The organism is Ruegeria sp. YTSA064, from assembly GCF_059610325.1.
On sequence record NZ_JBXWNK010000001.1, the window covers coordinates 145,379 to 162,392 of the forward strand.

General features: G+C 57.7%; 19 protein-coding genes. 14 read left to right on the forward strand and 5 right to left on the reverse strand.

Translation table 11 applies throughout. The features are described 5' to 3' along the window. Window positions 1-7 precede the first annotated feature (7 nt). The 3 genes from AC2FI7_RS00680 to AC2FI7_RS00690 all read left to right on the forward strand — a co-directional run bounded on the left by AC2FI7_RS00680 (window position 8) and on the right by AC2FI7_RS00690 (window position 2,529). Window positions 8-526, forward strand: coding sequence for a hypothetical protein (locus tag AC2FI7_RS00680; protein ID WP_010439504.1), 519 nt, complete (start codon window positions 8-10; stop codon window positions 524-526). Between the two features lie 2 nt (window positions 527-528). Then, window positions 529-1,941, forward strand: coding sequence for a 3'-5' exonuclease (locus AC2FI7_RS00685; RefSeq protein WP_010439503.1), 1,413 nt, complete (start codon window positions 529-531; stop codon window positions 1,939-1,941). Window positions 1,942-2,028: 87 nt separating this feature from the next. Further along, complete coding sequence (locus AC2FI7_RS00690; protein WP_029621766.1) at window positions 2,029-2,529, forward strand: flavin reductase family protein; 501 nt, start codon at window positions 2,029-2,031, stop codon at window positions 2,527-2,529. On the opposite strand, the gene AC2FI7_RS00695 is transcribed toward AC2FI7_RS00690, so the two are convergent. Genes AC2FI7_RS00695 through AC2FI7_RS00710 form a run of 4 tightly spaced genes read right to left on the reverse strand, consistent with a single transcriptional unit; the run spans window position 2,526 to window position 4,892 of the window. Further along, the gene (locus AC2FI7_RS00695) at window positions 2,526-3,005 is read right to left on the reverse strand and encodes a DUF6505 family protein (protein WP_010439498.1); all 480 of its coding nucleotides are present in this window, start codon (window positions 3,003-3,005) and stop codon (window positions 2,526-2,528) included. The genes AC2FI7_RS00690 and AC2FI7_RS00695 overlap by 4 nt on opposite strands. Continuing rightward, window positions 3,005-3,700: a biotin/lipoate--protein ligase family protein gene (locus tag AC2FI7_RS00700; protein ID WP_010439496.1), complete on the reverse strand. Its 696-nt coding sequence runs from the start codon at window positions 3,698-3,700 to the stop codon at window positions 3,005-3,007. The genes AC2FI7_RS00695 and AC2FI7_RS00700 overlap by 1 nt, the downstream gene beginning before the upstream one ends. After that, complete coding sequence (locus tag AC2FI7_RS00705) at window positions 3,697-4,758, reverse strand: Mrp/NBP35 family ATP-binding protein (protein ID WP_010439493.1); 1,062 nt, start codon at window positions 4,756-4,758, stop codon at window positions 3,697-3,699. The genes AC2FI7_RS00700 and AC2FI7_RS00705 overlap by 4 nt, the downstream gene beginning before the upstream one ends. After that, the gene (locus tag AC2FI7_RS00710) at window positions 4,755-4,892 is read right to left on the reverse strand and encodes a hypothetical protein (protein WP_010439488.1); all 138 of its coding nucleotides are present in this window, start codon (window positions 4,890-4,892) and stop codon (window positions 4,755-4,757) included. Before AC2FI7_RS00710 ends, AC2FI7_RS00705 begins: the two co-directional genes overlap by 4 nt. On the opposite strand from AC2FI7_RS00710, the gene AC2FI7_RS00715 reads away from it, so the two are divergent. Further along, window positions 4,891-5,619 (forward strand): cytochrome c family protein, encoded by a 729-nt coding sequence (locus tag AC2FI7_RS00715; protein ID WP_010439485.1) that lies wholly within the window; start codon window positions 4,891-4,893, stop codon window positions 5,617-5,619. The genes AC2FI7_RS00710 and AC2FI7_RS00715 overlap by 2 nt on opposite strands. Here AC2FI7_RS00715 and AC2FI7_RS00720 read toward each other — a convergent pair. Then, on the reverse strand, window positions 5,613-7,568 hold the full coding sequence (locus AC2FI7_RS00720) for a 4Fe-4S dicluster domain-containing protein (RefSeq protein WP_496815521.1): 1,956 nt from the start codon (window positions 7,566-7,568) through the stop codon (window positions 5,613-5,615). The two genes, AC2FI7_RS00715 and AC2FI7_RS00720, sit on opposite strands and share 7 nt — an antisense overlap. Before the next feature lie 258 nt (window positions 7,569-7,826). Here AC2FI7_RS00720 and AC2FI7_RS00725 point away from each other — a divergent pair, with 258 nt between their 5' ends. The 10 genes from AC2FI7_RS00725 to AC2FI7_RS00770 all read left to right on the forward strand — a co-directional run bounded on the left by AC2FI7_RS00725 (window position 7,827) and on the right by AC2FI7_RS00770 (window position 16,982). Beyond that, window positions 7,827-8,381, forward strand: coding sequence for a DUF3305 domain-containing protein (locus AC2FI7_RS00725; RefSeq protein ID WP_010439481.1), 555 nt, complete (start codon window positions 7,827-7,829; stop codon window positions 8,379-8,381). Continuing rightward, complete coding sequence (locus AC2FI7_RS00730) at window positions 8,378-8,959, forward strand: DUF3306 domain-containing protein (RefSeq protein ID WP_496815523.1); 582 nt, start codon at window positions 8,378-8,380, stop codon at window positions 8,957-8,959. Before AC2FI7_RS00725 ends, AC2FI7_RS00730 begins: the two co-directional genes overlap by 4 nt. A 4-nt stretch (window positions 8,960-8,963) precedes the next feature. Further along, window positions 8,964-9,575 (forward strand): TorD/DmsD family molecular chaperone, encoded by a 612-nt coding sequence (locus tag AC2FI7_RS00735; RefSeq protein ID WP_496815525.1) that lies wholly within the window; start codon window positions 8,964-8,966, stop codon window positions 9,573-9,575. A gap of 56 nt (window positions 9,576-9,631) precedes the next feature. Continuing rightward, on the forward strand, window positions 9,632-9,820 hold the full coding sequence (locus AC2FI7_RS00740) for a twin-arginine translocation signal domain-containing protein (protein ID WP_496815527.1): 189 nt from the start codon (window positions 9,632-9,634) through the stop codon (window positions 9,818-9,820). A 105-nt stretch (window positions 9,821-9,925) separates the two neighbouring features. Then, the gene (locus AC2FI7_RS00745) at window positions 9,926-12,820 is read left to right on the forward strand and encodes a formate dehydrogenase subunit alpha (protein WP_010439475.1); all 2,895 of its coding nucleotides are present in this window, start codon (window positions 9,926-9,928) and stop codon (window positions 12,818-12,820) included. An 11-nt stretch (window positions 12,821-12,831) separates the two neighbouring features. Further along, window positions 12,832-13,425 carry a formate dehydrogenase FDH3 subunit beta gene (gene fdh3B, locus AC2FI7_RS00750; RefSeq protein ID WP_010439472.1) on the forward strand — a complete coding sequence of 198 codons (594 nt, stop codon included), beginning with the start codon at window positions 12,832-12,834 and terminating at the stop codon, window positions 13,423-13,425. A 73-nt stretch (window positions 13,426-13,498) separates the two neighbouring features. Beyond that, window positions 13,499-14,707 (forward strand): formate dehydrogenase subunit gamma, encoded by a 1,209-nt coding sequence (locus AC2FI7_RS00755; RefSeq protein WP_496815529.1) that lies wholly within the window; start codon window positions 13,499-13,501, stop codon window positions 14,705-14,707. Then, window positions 14,708-15,970, forward strand: coding sequence for a c-type cytochrome (locus AC2FI7_RS00760; RefSeq protein ID WP_496815531.1), 1,263 nt, complete (start codon window positions 14,708-14,710; stop codon window positions 15,968-15,970). Window positions 15,971-15,983: 13 nt separating this feature from the next. Next, window positions 15,984-16,109 carry a hypothetical protein gene (locus AC2FI7_RS00765; RefSeq protein WP_260025789.1) on the forward strand — a complete coding sequence of 42 codons (126 nt, stop codon included), beginning with the start codon at window positions 15,984-15,986 and terminating at the stop codon, window positions 16,107-16,109. After that, window positions 16,110-16,982 carry a substrate-binding domain-containing protein gene (locus AC2FI7_RS00770; protein WP_010439462.1) on the forward strand — a complete coding sequence of 291 codons (873 nt, stop codon included), beginning with the start codon at window positions 16,110-16,112 and terminating at the stop codon, window positions 16,980-16,982. Window positions 16,983-17,014 lie beyond the last annotated feature (32 nt).

The window sequence follows — 17,014 nt, forward strand, 5'->3', positions numbered from 1 at the left end:
AAACCTTATGTTTCTGGAACTGATCGGCACAATCTTTGCGGGCTTTGCTTTTGCGGGTGTTGTGATGGTTGTGAACAAGCTGACCGGGGGACGCCTACCCAAATGGGCCGCGCCGGTTGCAGCGGGTATCGGGATGATCGCGATGACGATCACCAGCGAATACTCGTGGTACGATCGAACACGTGACCAACTGCCCGACAGTTTGACTGTGGTACAAGAAGTCGAGAGCCGTGCCTTTTATCGTCCCTGGACCTACGCGGTACCGTTTGTAGACCGCTTTGCCGCAATCGATTCTGCCTCGGTCCGTACCAATGGCAGCGTGCCCGACGAACGTTTGGTCGATCTGTATTTCTTCGGTCGCTGGGCACCAGTGTCGAAGATGCCCGTTGCGGTCAATTGCGCTGATAACAGCCGGGCCAATCTGGCTGACGGGGCAGAATTCGCTGATGACGGACGTTTGCTGAACGCCAGTTGGATCAAGATTGACGCCGATGATCCGGTGATCGAGGCAACTTGCGGGGTCTGAAGATGTTGAATCACCTTAGCTTGCGCCTGCGGGTCTTTCTATTCTTCCTACTGCTGGCGGCAGGCGGGCTGGTTATCAGCGCTTTGGCTTTGTGGGTCGGCTATCAAAGGGCACGTGATCCCGGACTGTTGGACGCGTTCATCTTTGCAGAGATTCTGATTGCGTTTGGGATGTTGGCGTTGGTTGCCGGAGTTTGGCTTCTGTTCGATGACAATGTTGCAAAACCAATCGAACGGCTTTCGGCACAATTGCGCGCGCGCGCTCATGCCGGGGTCAGCGCTGATCTGGACCTTCAGGCCGCACGCTATTTGGGTGATCTGGCCCCCGCCGCCGCCGGGCTGGCCGAACAATTGGCCGCAAACGCCATGAACACGGCAGAGGCTGTGGCGGCAGAGACCGCTCATTTGGCTTCGGAAAAACAGCGCCTCACCGCGCTGCTGACCGAAATCCCGGTCGCCATGCTGCTGGCGGGACCCAAGCATCAGATTGTCTTGTATGACGCTCAGGCAGCCGAGGTTCTGGCGCAAATCGCGCATCCCCGTTTGAACGCCTCGCTGTTTGATTACCTCGAAGCAACTGGCCTGACCGACGCTTATGCCAAGCTGATCAAGACCGGAAAAGACGTACATTGCACACTGACCAGCGTTGACGGGCGGCAAACCTATTCGGCCCGAATAAAACCCTTGGGCGATGCACCCGGGTATATGCTGGTTTTCGACGACAGCGCTGCACAGATCGAACCGGACGAGGCGCGCCCACTGGTCTATGATTTCGAGCTTCTTGAAACGCCCGGCGACGACGCGTTTGAAGAAAGGCCGTTACTGGATCTTTGCTTTGTGGTGTTTGACACCGAAACCACGGGGCTTCTACCGCATAAGGACGAAATCGTTCAGATCGGCGCGGTGCGCGTCGTGAAGGGCAAAATTGTCGAGGGCGAGCGGTTGGACACGCTGGTCAATCCCGGCATCCCGATCCCGCCAGCCTCGACCAAGGTACACAAGGTCAGTGACAGGATGGTCCAGGGCGCACCCGATATTGCCCAGGCTGGCCGCAGCTTTCATCAATTCGCCCGTGACGCGGTGATTGTTGCGCATAACGCACCGTTCGACATGGCTTTTCTGCACCGCCACGCTGAGCGTATGCAGGTAGAGTGGACCCATCCCATTCTGGATACCGTCTTGCTGTCGGCGGTGCTGTTCGGGGCAAGCGAAACGCACACGCTGGATTCGGTTTGCGAACGGCTGGGTATCACAATCCCCGAAGCCTTGCGTCACACGGCATTGGGCGATGCGGTCGCCACGGCAGAAGTGCTGGTTCTGATGCTGCCAATGCTCAACGCGCGCGGCATGACAACCTTTGGCGACGTCATTGCGGAAACCCGCAAACACGGCCGGTTGCTGGAGGATCTGAACTAGCCGGAAAATCCACAATTCACCGCAGCTTTTCGTGGACAATCCCTGCGCCACATGGCACCTGAGACAGGCCCCTTGAACGAGCGCGTGATGACGGAAAAAACATTCATTCCTGGCCCTGAGGACAATTTTGCCTTTCGCGAGGCGTTGGGCTGTTTCGGCACCGGGGTCACCGTTGTCACCACCAGCACCGCTGAAGGACCCGCCGCAATCACGGTGAACTCGTTCGCATCCGTGTCTTTGGACCCACCATTGGTTTTATGGTGTCTCGACCGGAACTCGAACCGGTATGACGCCTTCAGCGCCTGCGAACATTACGCGATCCATGTGATGGCGCAGGACCAGCATGATCAGGCGCTGCAATTTGCGCGCAACGGGTTCGATTTTTCCCATGCAGATTGGCAGGAAGATGATGCCGGGCGTCCCCGTCTTGCTGAATGTCTGGCCCGCTTCGACTGTCGCTTGTCGGCGCGACACACGGCAGGTGATCACCTGATTCTTGTTGGCCATGTCGAGAAAGTCATGCACCGCCCCGGTCAAGGATTGATCTTTAAACGCGGCCAGTTTGGTGGTTTCGCAGATTTGATCTAGTCGTCCAGCGATCCGTGGACGGCCAATGCTTCAAGCTGCGTTTCTTGCGGCGTGATCACACGAAACGCCTCGTGCACCCCTGCCCCTGTCAATTCCCGGGCCACAGTCAGCAACGTGTTCGGGGCATGATCCTCGCACATCTCGGTCATGTGCGCGATTTCGGTCTGCGCGACATCCATCGCCGCCTCGACCGATGGTGCGCCGTATAACTGCACAAAATGCTCAGCCAGATTCTTTGTCAGTTGGTCAATTTCAGCCTGCTCAATTTGCGTAACCGCAACGAATGTCACGCGCCCAAACGTCTCAAGCCCCAGCCAACCGTTGGCAAAGGCCTGACGTGCCTTGCCTTCCAAGTCGGCCTCTCCCCAATTCGAAAACTCGAAACCACCCGGGATGCACCACTCACCGGTTCGTGCAGGTGAATGGAACACGTTCATGTCGCTTTCATCAAAATGGATTGCGCGGGCGAGATTCATCAGACGGTCTCCAACAGTTCTGTCAGCGGGCGTATTTGGGTCTCTGCGCCCTCGCGGATCAGCATGCCAAACCGTTCGTCGGTGCCGAGAAATACACCGGAGTCCGCGATGGGTTCGCCAACCCCGCGCAGCAGCCCCATCCATTCGGCATGGAGCGGCGCGTTGCCCTCTTCTTGCCAGCGGTTGAGCCATGTCAGCATGTGGCGCGACCAGCTTTCGACCAGTTGCGTCGCCGAAACGTCAGCACAACCTTCATCATAAAGCGCAGTTACATCCGGCGTTTCCCCGGGGGCGTCGCTGGTCGGCAGCAATGCAAGCTCCCAACCGACGACAAGCCAATCAGGAATCTCGCCAGCCTCGGCAGACGAGGCTGCAACCTTCATCGTCCCGCATTTTGCGCCATTCACGCAGATCACTCCGTCCCAGCCTAGATGCACAGCAACTTCTGGAGGAGCCAATGCGCCCAGGGCGTTCTGGAAACCGACGGCACATAGCGGCAACATTGCTATTGCATCCTGCAGCGGCACCTCGGGGGCAAAGACGATGGCAACGCGCAAACGATCCGCCTGAATACTATAGACCACGGTTCCCCCATCACAGCCTAGCGCCGCCATGGCCTGAGCCTTTTCGAACGGATCCTCTCCGGCCTTGGCAGGATGCCCGCTGAGCAATGGGGGAAAGACCGGGTGGCTCATGCATTCCCCTTGGCAATCATGTCGCGAGCGATCTTGCGGAAGGCTTCTGCCTGTGGGCTGTCGGGTTTGCTGACCACGATCGGAGCACCCCCGTCTGCTGCCACGCGGATATCCAGATGCAGTGGTATCTCACCCAGCAGCGGCACGCCCAATGCCTCGGCTTCTGACGCCACACCGCCATGACCGAACACGTGTTCTTCGTGTCCACAATTCGAACAGATATGTGTCGACATATTTTCAATCATCCCAAAGATGGGTGTTTTGAGCTGATTAAACATGTCGATCCCCTTGCGAGCATCGATCAAAGCCACGTCTTGTGGGGTTGAAACAACGATGGCGCCATCCACCTGAAACTTTTGGCTCAACGTAAGTTGCACATCACCCGTGCCAGGAGGCAGGTCAACGATCAGCACATCCAGCGCGCCCCATTGCACCTGCCCCATCATCTGCTGCAATGCGCCCATCAGCATCGGGCCACGCCAGACAACCGCCTGTCCTTCGTTGGTCATCAGTCCCATCGACATCATGGTAACACCGTGATTGCGCAAAGGCAGAATCGTCTTGCCATCAGGGCTGGCCGGACGGCCCGAGACGCCCAGCATCCGGGGTTGCGACGGACCGTAGACATCTGCATCCAAAAGACCCACGCGGCGCCCTTCTGCGGCTAGCGCGCAGGCAAGGTTGGCCGACACAGTGGACTTGCCGACGCCCCCTTTACCAGACGCCACCGCGATGATCCGGTCCACACCCGGAACCGCCTGCGGACCGGTTTGCGAAGGCTTAGGCTTGGGCTTCAAATCGGGTGGGACCTTGTCTGAATGCGCGGTCATCATGGCCGAGACGTTGGACACGCCGTCCACCATCTGCGCCGCTTTCTCGGCTGTGGCGCGCACGGGCTCCATTTTCTCGGCCTGTTTGGGATCAATCTCAAGTACAAAGCGTACCGTATCCCCCTCGACATTCAGCGCGCGCACAATACCTGCGCTGACGATATCCTGTCCGGAAACAGGATCAGTGATCTTCTTAAGGTTCGCCAGTACGGCGTCACGGATGCTCATGCGATCACCTCCGTTGCCCGCCCTTCGATTAGGGTCTTGCGTGTCGACTGATTGCGGTCGCCGCTCATTGCATGATACTCCGTCTCATTTCGTTCATTTGACGCAATTGGCCTGACACCGTTAGGTTTGGCCATGCGCTTTGTCCTGTTGTGCCTGAGCCTGACGCTCACCGCCACCCCCTCTTGGTCACAAGAGGCAATTGGACTCGCAGCGCCAGATGAGATTTCAAACTCGGGTCTTCTGCAACATATCCTTCCGCGCTTCTCTCTCAAGACTGGGGTTCGCGTTGTCGCAGACGATAATGGTGTAATGGCTCTTGCTCCGGCACCTCCTGGCGATCCGGTTTTTGCCCGTGACGAAACAGTCTATCACCTGCGCATTAATGCCAGCGCAAAGGAAATCAAGTTCCGAGACTGGCTGTTGTCCGACATTGGGAAACGTACGGTCGAAAGCTTTGTTCCCGCTGAAGGTGGGCCCTTTAGCGCGAACTTCGAAATCGCAGATGTTGTCGAAGACGCTAAAATCGACGGAGATGCTGCTTTGGGTCAGGATTTGTCGTTTACTCACTGTGGTCGGTGCCATGTGATCGGGCCGCAAAATCGCATGAACGGATTGGGTTCCACGCCGTCTTTCGCCGTCCTGCGCGCGATGCCTGATTGGTCCGAGCGGTTTCAGGCCTTTTTTGCCCTGAACCCGCATCCCGCCTTCACTCAGATTGAGGGCGTAACCGAGCCCTTCCCGCCCGAGCGTCCATCGCCGATCCATCCGGTGGAAATAAGTCTGGATGATCTCGAAGCCATTTTGGCCTTTGTCGCCGCCATCAGCGCCGCCGATCTGGGCGCACCGCTGCAACTTCAGTGATCCTTACGCTTTGAAAAATAATCGTCCGTTGTCACGACACGGGGTCTGGGAGATGATTGGAAAGGATTATCAGCGCTGTGAAACTGAGCATTTACCCTACAATCATCACACATCTGAATCAGCCTTGCCTGATCCGAAGTTGCAAACATCGGATGTGTTCCCGACAGTTTGTCCATTATGCGCTCGATCGTCGACCTGACGCCAAAGGCCGCACCACATTCGATGCATTCGAACGGCTCTTCCTCGTTAAGAACCTGCTGCGACAGGGCCTTGTCGCTGAGGTCAAGCTGCGGCACCAGATTAATGGCTTGCTCAGGACAGATCGTGCGACAGATACCGCATTGCAGGCAGGCATCCTGCTGAAAGTTCAACTGCGGCTTGTCTGGATTGTCGATCAGCGCACCTGAGGGGCACAAAGATACACAACTGAGACACAAGGTGCAGGTGCCAGTGTTTACTACGACGGCGCCATATGGCGCGCCATCGGGCAATGCCAACGGTGATTCGGTCTTGGCATTCAGCGCTTGTGCCGCCAGTCGGGTGATCTGTCGCCGGTTCCCCAATGGAAGAACCGGATCGGTCAATGGTAGCGGCACCTCTTGCGCGTAAAGCAGATCAGCAAACGCATCCGGGTCAACCTCGTCAATCAGGCTCAGGGCACCCTGCCCCGCGATGGCCTGCGCCAAAACCAGTTCCCGATCCAGCGCGTCCCGTTCGACTTTGGGCCCCAACAGGACGTCGACGCGGGCGAAGCCATGTGCCAACCCGGCCAGCATCTCGGCATGACCAAAGCCTGAAACCACGTTCAATTCTAGTGGAATGACATCCGCTGGAAGACCTCGGCCAAACCGGGCAACCATTCGGATCATCTGCGCCCCGTGGGCATCGTGCACCAGCAAACGCGGCGCTGTACCCCCTGCCCGACGAAAAGTTCGCGCCAGTATGTGCATCCTAGAGAGAATGGCAGATACCGGCGGATCCTCGTAAGTAATGGCTGTAGACGGGCATAGGGCAGAACACTCACCACACCCGGCGCAAATCATGGGGTCGATTGCCACATGATCTGTCGCTGATGTGATGGCACCGGTCGGGCATATGTCCAAACAGTTCGAACACCCGGTCTGTCCTGCGCGCGAATGGGCACAAAGCGCTTCATCCAGTCGCACATAAAGCGGCTTTTCAAAGGTACCGACCAGTTGCACCGCATCGAAGGCTAGACGCGCAACCGCAACCGCATCACGAGGATCGGCGCGCAGGTAGCCTTCGCGCTTATCCGGGGCTGCAACCAAAGCCGTACCTCCGGTCAAATCAACAACAATATCACTGCGCGATTTGGCCCGATCCCTCGGCGCGCTCCACGCGAAATCACCACGCCCGCCGGGTTCTAACTGTTGCACTTGATCCAGATGCCACGTGAACCCACCCAGTGCGCCCGACAAGTTCCGCACCTTGGCACGAATAACATCAAAAGCACGGCTCAGCGGTTGAACCTCATCTGTGACCAAAACCGTTACGGCCAAGCTGTCCGATAATTGTTCAGCCAGATCATAAGCGATCTCGCCCGACCCGATGATACAACAAGTGCCTTCGCTGATCACATCAACTGCAGAAGTGATCGGCTGCGGCAACATCGCTTCAGCTGCCAACGCTGCCATTTTAGGCGCTGCATTTTGGCCCTGATCCGACCAGCCAGCACGGTCTCTGAGGTCAACGCATCCCGGCTGATCCACACCCAGATCATCTGCAAGGTCAGAAAACACGACAGTCTCTTGCCCGCAGGCAATCACCACCTGATCGTCGGTCTGAAGCATTTCAGCCACCACGCCAAGTTCTCGGGTACAAAGCGCAGTATGTACCTTTGAACAGCTCAGTTCACAGGCCGAAGATATGCGATCTGCGTCAATTGATTGCGTCCCCTCGCAATCACACAACAAAAGCTTGCTGGTCATGTCTTCTCCCGGACTGTTTGCTGCCCCAATTCACACTAGACCTAATCCGCACCGTGGCAATGCGGTACCGGGCAGAATGGCAGATTTGTGCACTATTTTTCATCGACCCCCAAGCCATCCACGAGCCATTGAGGTCAATAACGAATAAATTATCGAAGAAAACGACCTGATCAATGCAAGTGGACTTGGCACAGCGCCAATTTATGTACCATAGTACATCATAGGGAAGGCAGGGGAGAGCCTTCCGGGGAGGAGCCAGTGGCCAAGGCCGCAAGCCAGATTAAAATGCCGGTTGGCGTCATCGTGCGCAAAACACCCGGGGTCACTCGTTGGGCCCGCTGGAGCTGGCGCGCAGTCGCTTTGTTGCCTGGTGCCGGACCTGCGGATTGGCAAGAGCTGCGCCGCGAAGGTGAAACCGTCGAATATCACGCTGCCACACTGCCTCTATCACTCTGGGCTGACGAGACAGAGGCCTATATGGTGAACCTGTCGGACGGACAGCCCTCGCTTTACCTGGTGCTTCGGGATGAGTTGAAAGGTGAAACTCCCTTGAATGCAGTGCTGATCACGGCCTCTCCGTTTGAAGGTCAGGACTACGCTGATACCGGCGAGGAGATTGTCGAGAAGATCCCGATGACAGAAGGTCTAATCGCTTGGGTGCGCGATTTCACGCTGCAGCATCATCGGGACGAAGTGTTCGTAAAGCGCCGTCGGGATAAGAAGCGCATAGATTTGGTTGAGGACGGAAAAGGCGACGCTCGCATCCGTCAGGACACAGATGTCTACCGCGCACCGCGTCGGGTGCTGCAATGACCCAAGCGCGCGATTTCTGGTCCCGCCGCAAGGCCGCCGTTCAGGCCGAGACCGAAGCAGAAGCTTTGGCCGCAAAGGAACAGATCATCACAACGCGGCAAGCTGAGCTGGAAGAAAAAAGCGACGCCGAAATTCTGTCCGAGTTTGATCTGCCCGATCCCGATACGCTGCAAGCAGGTGATGATGTCTCGGGCTTCATGGCCAAAGCCGTGCCTGACCGCCTGCGCCGCCGCGCCTTGCGGCGCCTATGGCGGCTGAACCCTGTTCTGGCCAATGTCGACGGGCTGGTCGACTACGGCGAGGACTACACCGACGCAGCCTGCGTGCTTGAGAACCTTCAGACCGCGTATCAGGTAGGCAAGGGCATGTTGGCTCATGTCGAAGCGCTCGCTGCCGAGGCTGAAGAGCAAGAATGCGATCCAGAGACAGATACGCTTGATGTGATCGAGGCGCGTGAAGAACCGGCCAAGGCAGAAGAATCTGCGCCGGAACCCATGATCGTGGCTAATGTGGAAGAACCAGAGGAGCTTGAAGTCCCCCCTGCTCCGCGCCGCATGAAATTTGAATTCGAAGGATAACTCTATGACCGCAGACAACGCGCAAACCATTGATATCTCGGCCGAGGATCGTCTGCGCGCGGATTTCTACAATTTTCTGGGTTTGCTTCTGGCTGGTCCGCCCGATCAGTTGCTGCTGGACCAGATGGCAGGGCTGAGCGGTGACGCCTCTGATCTGGGTCAGGCCATAGAGGCGATGGCGCGCGTGGCAAAGGTCACTAAGCCCGCCGCTGCCGAGCGTGAGTTCAATGCGCTTTTCATCGGATTGGGGCGTGGTGAATTGTTGCCGTATGCCAGCTTTTATCTGACCGGTTTTCTGAACGAAAAACCGCTGGCCCAGCTTCGCAATGATATGGCAGCACGCGGTATCACGAGGGCGCAAAATGTTTACGAACCCGAAGACAACATTGCCTCTCTGATGGAGATGATGGCGGGCATGATCGTCGCGCGTTTCGGCGCGCCTGCCTCGCTGGAAGACCAGAAGGCGTTCTGGAGTAAACACATCGGCCCCTGGGCCACACATTTCTATTCAGATTTGGAAGGCGCTGAGAACTCGGTTCTCTATGCCTCGGTCGGCACCGCCGGTCGGGTGTTCATGGAGATCGAGCGCGAAGCCTTCCGAATGACGGCGGATTAATCCGCCACTCGCCGGTGCTTTGCAGCGCCAAACCGCAATTGGGACAGGAGGAGCCCATGAGAAAGACAAAGGAAGAAGGCGCAACCCGCCGCGACTTCCTGAAACTGGCCGGAACCGCAGCCCCTGCTGCTGTTGCCGCAGCCAGCCTGACCGGACAGGCCGAAGCAGCCGAGCTGCCAACGGACGACACCCGGATGCAGGATACCGCGCATACGCGCGCATACATCGAAAGCACCCGGTTCTAGGACTGGACGTTTTCATACCTGACAGACGGTTGCGATTGGCCCTGACGTCAGGATCAGCAGTACCAAGCCAGCCGTGGCTTACACGGCGCGCAAGGGAGGAAAGAAATGCTTAGGAAAAAGACCAACGGGGTTGCGAGACGCCCCCAGCGGACAAGTATCCTGTCCCAGGTCGGCGAGAAAACCGTCGATCGCCGCGCATTCCTGCGTGGCTCGGGCCTGACGATCGGCGGCCTTGCCGCAATCAGCGCCACGGGTGGAACCGTGACGCCTGCCAGCGCCCAGACAGCGGCAAACACCGCCGTTGAGAATATCAAATCCGTCTGCACTCACTGCTCGGTGGGCTGCACGGTCGTAGCCGAGGTACAGAACGGCGTCTGGATCGGGCAGGAACCCGGCTGGGACAGCCCGTTCAATCTGGGTGCACACTGCGCCAAGGGGGCCTCGGTCCGCGAGCACGCCCATGGCGAGCGCCGCCTCAAGTATCCGATGAAAAAGGAAGGCGGCGAGTGGAAGCGCATCAGCTGGGAAGAGGCGATCAATGAGATCGGCGACGGCATGATGAGCATCCGCGAGGAATCCGGGCCAGACAGCGTGTATTGGCTGGGTTCTGCGAAGCATAACAACGAACAGGCCTATCTGTTCCGCAAGTTCGCTGCCTACTGGGGCACGAACAACGTGGATCACCAAGCCCGTATCTGCCACTCAACCACTGTTGCGGGTGTTGCGAATACATGGGGCTATGGCGCCATGACCAATTCGTACAATGACATGCACAACAGCAAGGCGATCTTCATCATCGGCGGCAACCCGGCCGAGGCACACCCTGTCTCGCTGCTGCATATTCTGCGCGCGAAAGAGCAGAATAACGCCCCTCTGATCGTTTGCGATCCGCGCTTTACGCGCACGGCAGCGCATGCGGATGAGTATGTCCGCTTCCGCCCCGGCACAGACGTGGCGCTGATCTGGGGTATCCTGTGGCACATCTTCGACAACGGTTGGGAAGACAAAGAGTTCATCCGCACCCGTGTCTGGGGCATGGACCAGATCCGCGAAGAGGTTGCTAATTGGAACCCGGATGAGGTTGAACGCGTTACTGGAACTCCGGGATCGCAATTGAAGCGCGTTGCTCGCACAATGGCGAACAACCGTCCAGGTACGGTCGTCTGGTGCATGGGTGGTACTCAGCACACCAACGGCAACAACAACACCCGCGCCTACTGTGTGCTTCAGCTGGCACTTGGAAACATGGGCACGACGGGTGGTGGCACCAACATCTTCCGTGGCCATGACAACGTGCAAGGCGCGACGGACCTTGGTGTTCTGTCCCACACCCTGCCCGGCTACTATGGTCTGTCGAAAGGCGCATGGGGTCACTGGGCGCGCGTTTGGGGTGAAGAGCCCGAATGGCTGGCTGGTCAGTTCGCCACGATCAAAGACAAGGAAGGCAAGGATAAACCGCTCCAGAATGAGCGCGGAATCCCCGTCTCTCGTTGGATCGACGGTGTTCTGGAAGACCCGGCCAACATGGACCAGGACAACAATGTCCGCGCCATGGTTCTGTGGGGCCACGCGCCCAACTCGCAGACCCGGATGACGGAAATGAAGACGGCGATGGAGAAGCTGGACATGCTGGTCGTGATCGATCCGTATCCAACAGTTTCGGCCGTTCTGCATGACCGTACCGACGGCGTTTACCTGTTGCCTGCTTGTACGCAGTTCGAAACCCGTGGCTCGGTCACAGCATCGAACCGGTCGTTGCAGTGGCGCGACAAGGTGGTTGATCCGTTGTTCGAAAGCCTGCCGGACGAGGTCATCATGGCCAAGTTCGCCAATAAGTTTGGCTGGGCGGATCGGTTCTTCCGCAATATCGAGATGGAAGATCCCGAAACCCCGAATGTTGAAAGCATCACGCGTGAGTTCAACAGCGGCCTTTGGACAATTGGCTATACCGGTCAGTCGCCGGAACGTCTGAAAAGCCATATGACCAACCAGCATACGTTCGACAGGACCACGCTGCAAGCCATTGGTGGACCAAACGACGGCGAGTATTACGGTCTACCGTGGCCCTGCTGGGGAACCGCCGAGATGGGTCATACGGGGACACCAAACCTCTATGACATGTCCAAACCGGTGGCCGAAGGTGGCCTGACCTTCCGCGCCAGATTCGGCGTGGAACGTGACGGCGACAACCTGCTGGCCGAAGGGGTCTATAGCGTTGGATCGGAAATTCAGGATGGCTATCCCGAATTTACGATGCAGATGCTGATGGACCTTGGCTGGGACGGCGATCTGACCGCAGAAGAACGCGCGGCCATCGACGCAGTTGCTGGCGAGAAAACCAACTGGAAGACCGACCTTAGCGGCGGTATCCAGCGGGTTGCAATCGCCCATGGCTGTGCGCCCTTCGGGAATGCCAAAGCCCGCGCGGTTGTCTGGACCTTCCCGGATCCGATCCCGCTGCATCGCGAGCCGCTTTACACGCCACGTCGCGATCTGGTGGCGGATTATCCGACCTACGAGGACCGGCATGCATATCGGCTGCCCACCCTTTATGCTTCGATCCAAAAGAACGACTTTTCAAAGGATTATCCGATAATCCTAACGTCAGGTCGTCTGGTCGAGTATGAAGGCGGCGGGGATGAGACGCGGTCGAACCCGTGGCTGGCCGAGCTTCAGCAGGATATGTTCGTCGAGATCAATCCTCGCGATGCCAACAACCTTGGCATTCGTGACGGATCGCAGGTCTGGGTCGAAGGTCCTGAGGGTGGCAAGGTCAAGGTGATGGCGATGCTGACCAACAGGGTTGGTGCCGGTGTCGCCTTCATGCCCTTCCACTTTGGCGGCCATTTCCAGGGCGAAGACCAGCGGCACAAATATCCCGCCGGTGCAGACCCCTATGTGCTGGGTGAAAGTACCAACACCGCCCAAACCTATGGCTATGATTCAGTGACCCAGATGCAAGAGACCAAGTGTACTCTCTGCAAAATCTGGGCAGCGTAAGGAGGACGATAATGGCTAGAGCAAAGTTTCTCTGCGACGCTGAACGCTGCATCGAGTGCAACGCTTGCGTAACCGCGTGTAAGAACGAGCACGAAGTGCCATGGGGCATCAACCGCCGCAGGGTGGTAACGATCAATGATGGCAACCCTGGCGAACGCTCGATCTCGGTGGCCTGTATGCATTGTTCGGATGCGCCTTGCATGGCGGTGTGCCCGGTCGACTGCTTCTATCAGAACGAAGAAGGCGTCGTCCTGCACTCCAAGGACCTGTGCATTGGTTGCGGCTATTGCTTCTACGCGTGCCCCTTCGGCGCGCCGCAATATCCGCAGGCGGGCAACTTCGGATCGCGCGGCAAGATGGACAAATGTACCTTCTGTGCTGGCGGCCCCGAGGAAACGCACTCGACCGCGGAGTTCGCCAAATACGGTCGCAACCGGATCGCCGAAGGCAAACTGCCGATCTGCGCCGAAATGTGTTCCACCAAAGCCCTGCTTGCCGGTGACGGCGACGTGGTGTCTGCTGTTTACCGCGAACGCGTAGTGGCGCGCGGCTTCGGCTCGGGCGCTTGGGGTTGGGGTACAGCCTACGACCAGAAAGACGGATAACTCCGCTTTCATGAACCAAACAGGCGACCCGCATCCGTGGGTCGCCTGATCAGGGATTTTGACCGAGGTTCAGATGTTCCGCTTACTCTTCGCATTGCTGTTCACCATCGGGCTGGTCCACGCTTCCGTTGCCCAAACCAACGACGCTGAGGCACCCGCAACCACGAATGAACGCGCTTCGACCGGCGGAGCGACAACGCTTGAGGACATTCTGGCCCGTCAGCGCGGTGAGAAGGTCGATAACAGCTATCGGTCGGAAAATACCGGACAGGGCAATGTGGAAGGCCTGCTCGGGCAAATCGGCACGCGCGGCGTCGCCTCAGACAGCGATGTCTATCGCGCGCTGCGCTATGGATCGGCAGATGTCACCGTTTCATCCCATGGACCAGCAGACAGTGTTTTGATTCAAGATGGCGGTATGTGGTGGCTGAATTTCCGTACCGGGCCACTGCGCGAATACGGTACGTACATCATCGCGGGAATGCTTGCGGTCATCGTTCTATTCTTCCTGATCCGCGGAAAAATCCGCATTGATGGCGAAAAGACCGGGCGCAAGGTCCTGCGGTTCAATAGTTTCGAACGGTTCGGACATTGGTTATTTGCCGGTTCATTCCTGATCCTTGGCATCACCGGCCTGCTGGCGCTTTATGGCCGTGACTTCCTGATCCCGATCTTCGGCAAGGAAGGGTTCGCAACCATCGCTCAGGGGGGTAAATGGCTACATAACAACCTCGCCTGGGCCTTCATGCTTGGTCTGATCATCGTCACCGTGAACTGGATTTCACACAACATACCCAACAAGACCGACCTGAAGTGGCTCGCAGCCGGAGGTGGTTTGTTCACCAAGAACAGCCACCCGCCCGCAAAGAAGTTCAACGCAGGTCAAAAGGTGATTTTCTGGGCCTGCATACTACTCGGCGCCTCGATCAGCTTGTCGGGCCTTTCGTTGCTGTTCCCGTTTGAGCTGCCGATGTTCGCAAAGACATTCCAAATCGCCAACGCAACCGGCATTCCACAGATGCTGGGCCTGAACCTACCCGTGCAGATGTCGCCACAAGAAGAGATGCAATATGCTCAGGTTTGGCACGTCATGGTGGCCTATGTGTTCATTGCAATCATCATAGCCCATATCTACCTCGGCTCAGTCGGCATGGAAGGTGCTTTTGACGCCATGGGCACTGGTGAAGTCGAAGAACAATGGGCCCGCGAGCATCACTCGCTGTGGCTGGAAGAGGTGCAGGAAAAAGAGGCCAGCAAAGCGGCGGCCTCACCCGCTGAATAAATGCGCTGGCTGGTTCTGACGCTTGGCTTGATCCCCCTGCCCGCTTGGTCCGAGTTCTTCACGCTCAAAGGCCATGGCGGGCCGATCATGGGGATCGCAATCGCACAAGACGGGCGCATCGCAACGGCGAGTTTCGACAATTCGGTTGGCCTGTGGACCGGACAGACCCCGGAATGGCTGGAAGGCCATGAAGCTGCCGTCAACACTGTCGTGTTCAACGGCACCGCAATCTATTCTGCTGGTGATGATTTCACGCTACGCCGTTGGCCCGGAGGCGAAATCGTTGGACAACACAAAGGAAAGATCGTCGGGCTCGCTGCATCAAAAACTCATGTCGCCACGGCAAGCTGGGACGGAATGATCGGGCTTTGGCCGGTCGATGGGTCAGAACCTATGTTGCTCGGGCCAACGGGCAGCGGGGTAAACGCCGTGGAATTCACTGCTGATGGATCACAGCTTTATTCGGCGGGTGTCGATGGTTCGGTCCGCCTCTGGGATGTCGCGAGCGGTCAGGAGGTGGATCGCCTTATCGAGCACGGGTTCGGCGTGAACAGGTTGGTCTTGAATTCTATCGACAACTGGATCGCCTACGGTGCCGTCGATGGCGTCACCCGCATCCTTGACCTGGCAACTGGCGACGAACGCGATTTCACCCTGGACCGAAGGCCGATACTGGCGCTTGCCCTCAGCCCTGATCGAAGCCTTCTCGCCGTCGGTGATGGTGAAGGTTTTATCATGGTCATCGACACCCTGAACTGGCGTATCTCGCAAGATTTCAGGGCTACGCTACGCGGGCCTGTCTGGGCTCTGGCTTTTTCGAACGATGGGCAAAATATTCATGCTGGCGGAATTGACGAAGCGATGTATAGCTGGCCGATCGCGGCCTCGGAAGACCGCGAGCAGATGGCGGCGGCCGAACCCAGTTTCCTGAAGAACCCGAACGAGATGGGAAATGGGGAACGCCAATTTGCCCGCAAATGCTCAATCTGTCATAGCCTTTCACCGGATGACCAGCGGCGCGCGGGTCCAACCCTGTATGGGGTGTTTGGACGCAAAGCAGGGACAGTACCGGACTATCTTTATTCAGATACACTGCAAACTTCTGATATCATTTGGGATGAAGAGACAATAAACGCTCTTTTCGACAAGGGCCCGGATCATTACATTCCGGGATCAAAGATGCCAATGCAGCGGATTAGCGGATCGCAAGACCGCATTGATCTGGTCACCTTTTTACGACACGCCACGGCACCCGAAAACTGAGCCGGAGGAAATAATGAAAGCCTTCCTTTCCGCCGTCGTTGCGATGGTCGTCATTACCGCTGCCGCGCCGATCGTTCTGGACAAGATCGGATTCAGCGCTGCAGCGTCGGGTTCCGGCTCTTCGGTGCGTCTAGACTGAATGTCGCAATACCTGACAACACGCGAATTGGCGGATCTGCTGCGCATTGGTGAGCGGAAAGCCTATGATCTGGCGTCCTCTGGTGAAATCCCTTGCGTGCGGGCAATGGGAAAACTGCTGTTCCCGAAGGCAGAGATCATCGCATGGCTCAATGCCTCGCGCTCTGGTCCGCAGGTGGCTGAACCGCCCCTGCCCCCCATTGTCGCCGGCAGCCATGATCCGCTGCTGGATTGGGCGCTGAGGGAAAGTGGCTCGGGGCTGGCCACCTATTATGACGGTTCATTCGACGGGCTGAACCGCCTATCTGACCGCACAGCACAAGCGGCTGCGTTGCATATCCATGAACCCGAAGGCTTTAACACCCAGTCTTTGCGCGACAAAATGGGCAACGCCCCGGTGATCCTCTACCAAATCGCGCATCGGCAGCGCGGCCTGTTGCTTGCGACTGGCACACCTGAAATCTCTGGTATTCAGGACTTGAAAGGCCGTCGCGTCATCCTGCGACAGGACAGTGCCGCCAGTCAGCACCTTTTCGATGCAGAGCTTGGCAAGCATGGGCTCGGCCGAGAGGACCTGAATGCCCTCCCGATCTGCGCCCGCACTGAAGAAGAACTGGCGATTGCCGTACGGGATGGCAAAGCAGAAGCCGGGTTCGGCCTCGGTGCACTTGCGAGCCCTTATGGGCTGAGCTTTGTGCCCACTCACTCTGAACGGTTAGATCTTGCCATCTGGCGACGCGCTTTCTTTGAGCCGCCGATGCAGACTTTAATCCAGTTCCTGCAATCCGAGCGTTTCTCTGAACGCGCTACCGACCTGGGCGGATATGACCTCAGGTATCTGGGCCAGATTCACCACAACGGCGCAAGTGGCTGATCTTTCTGTCTTTCCAATGACAATTGCCAAAG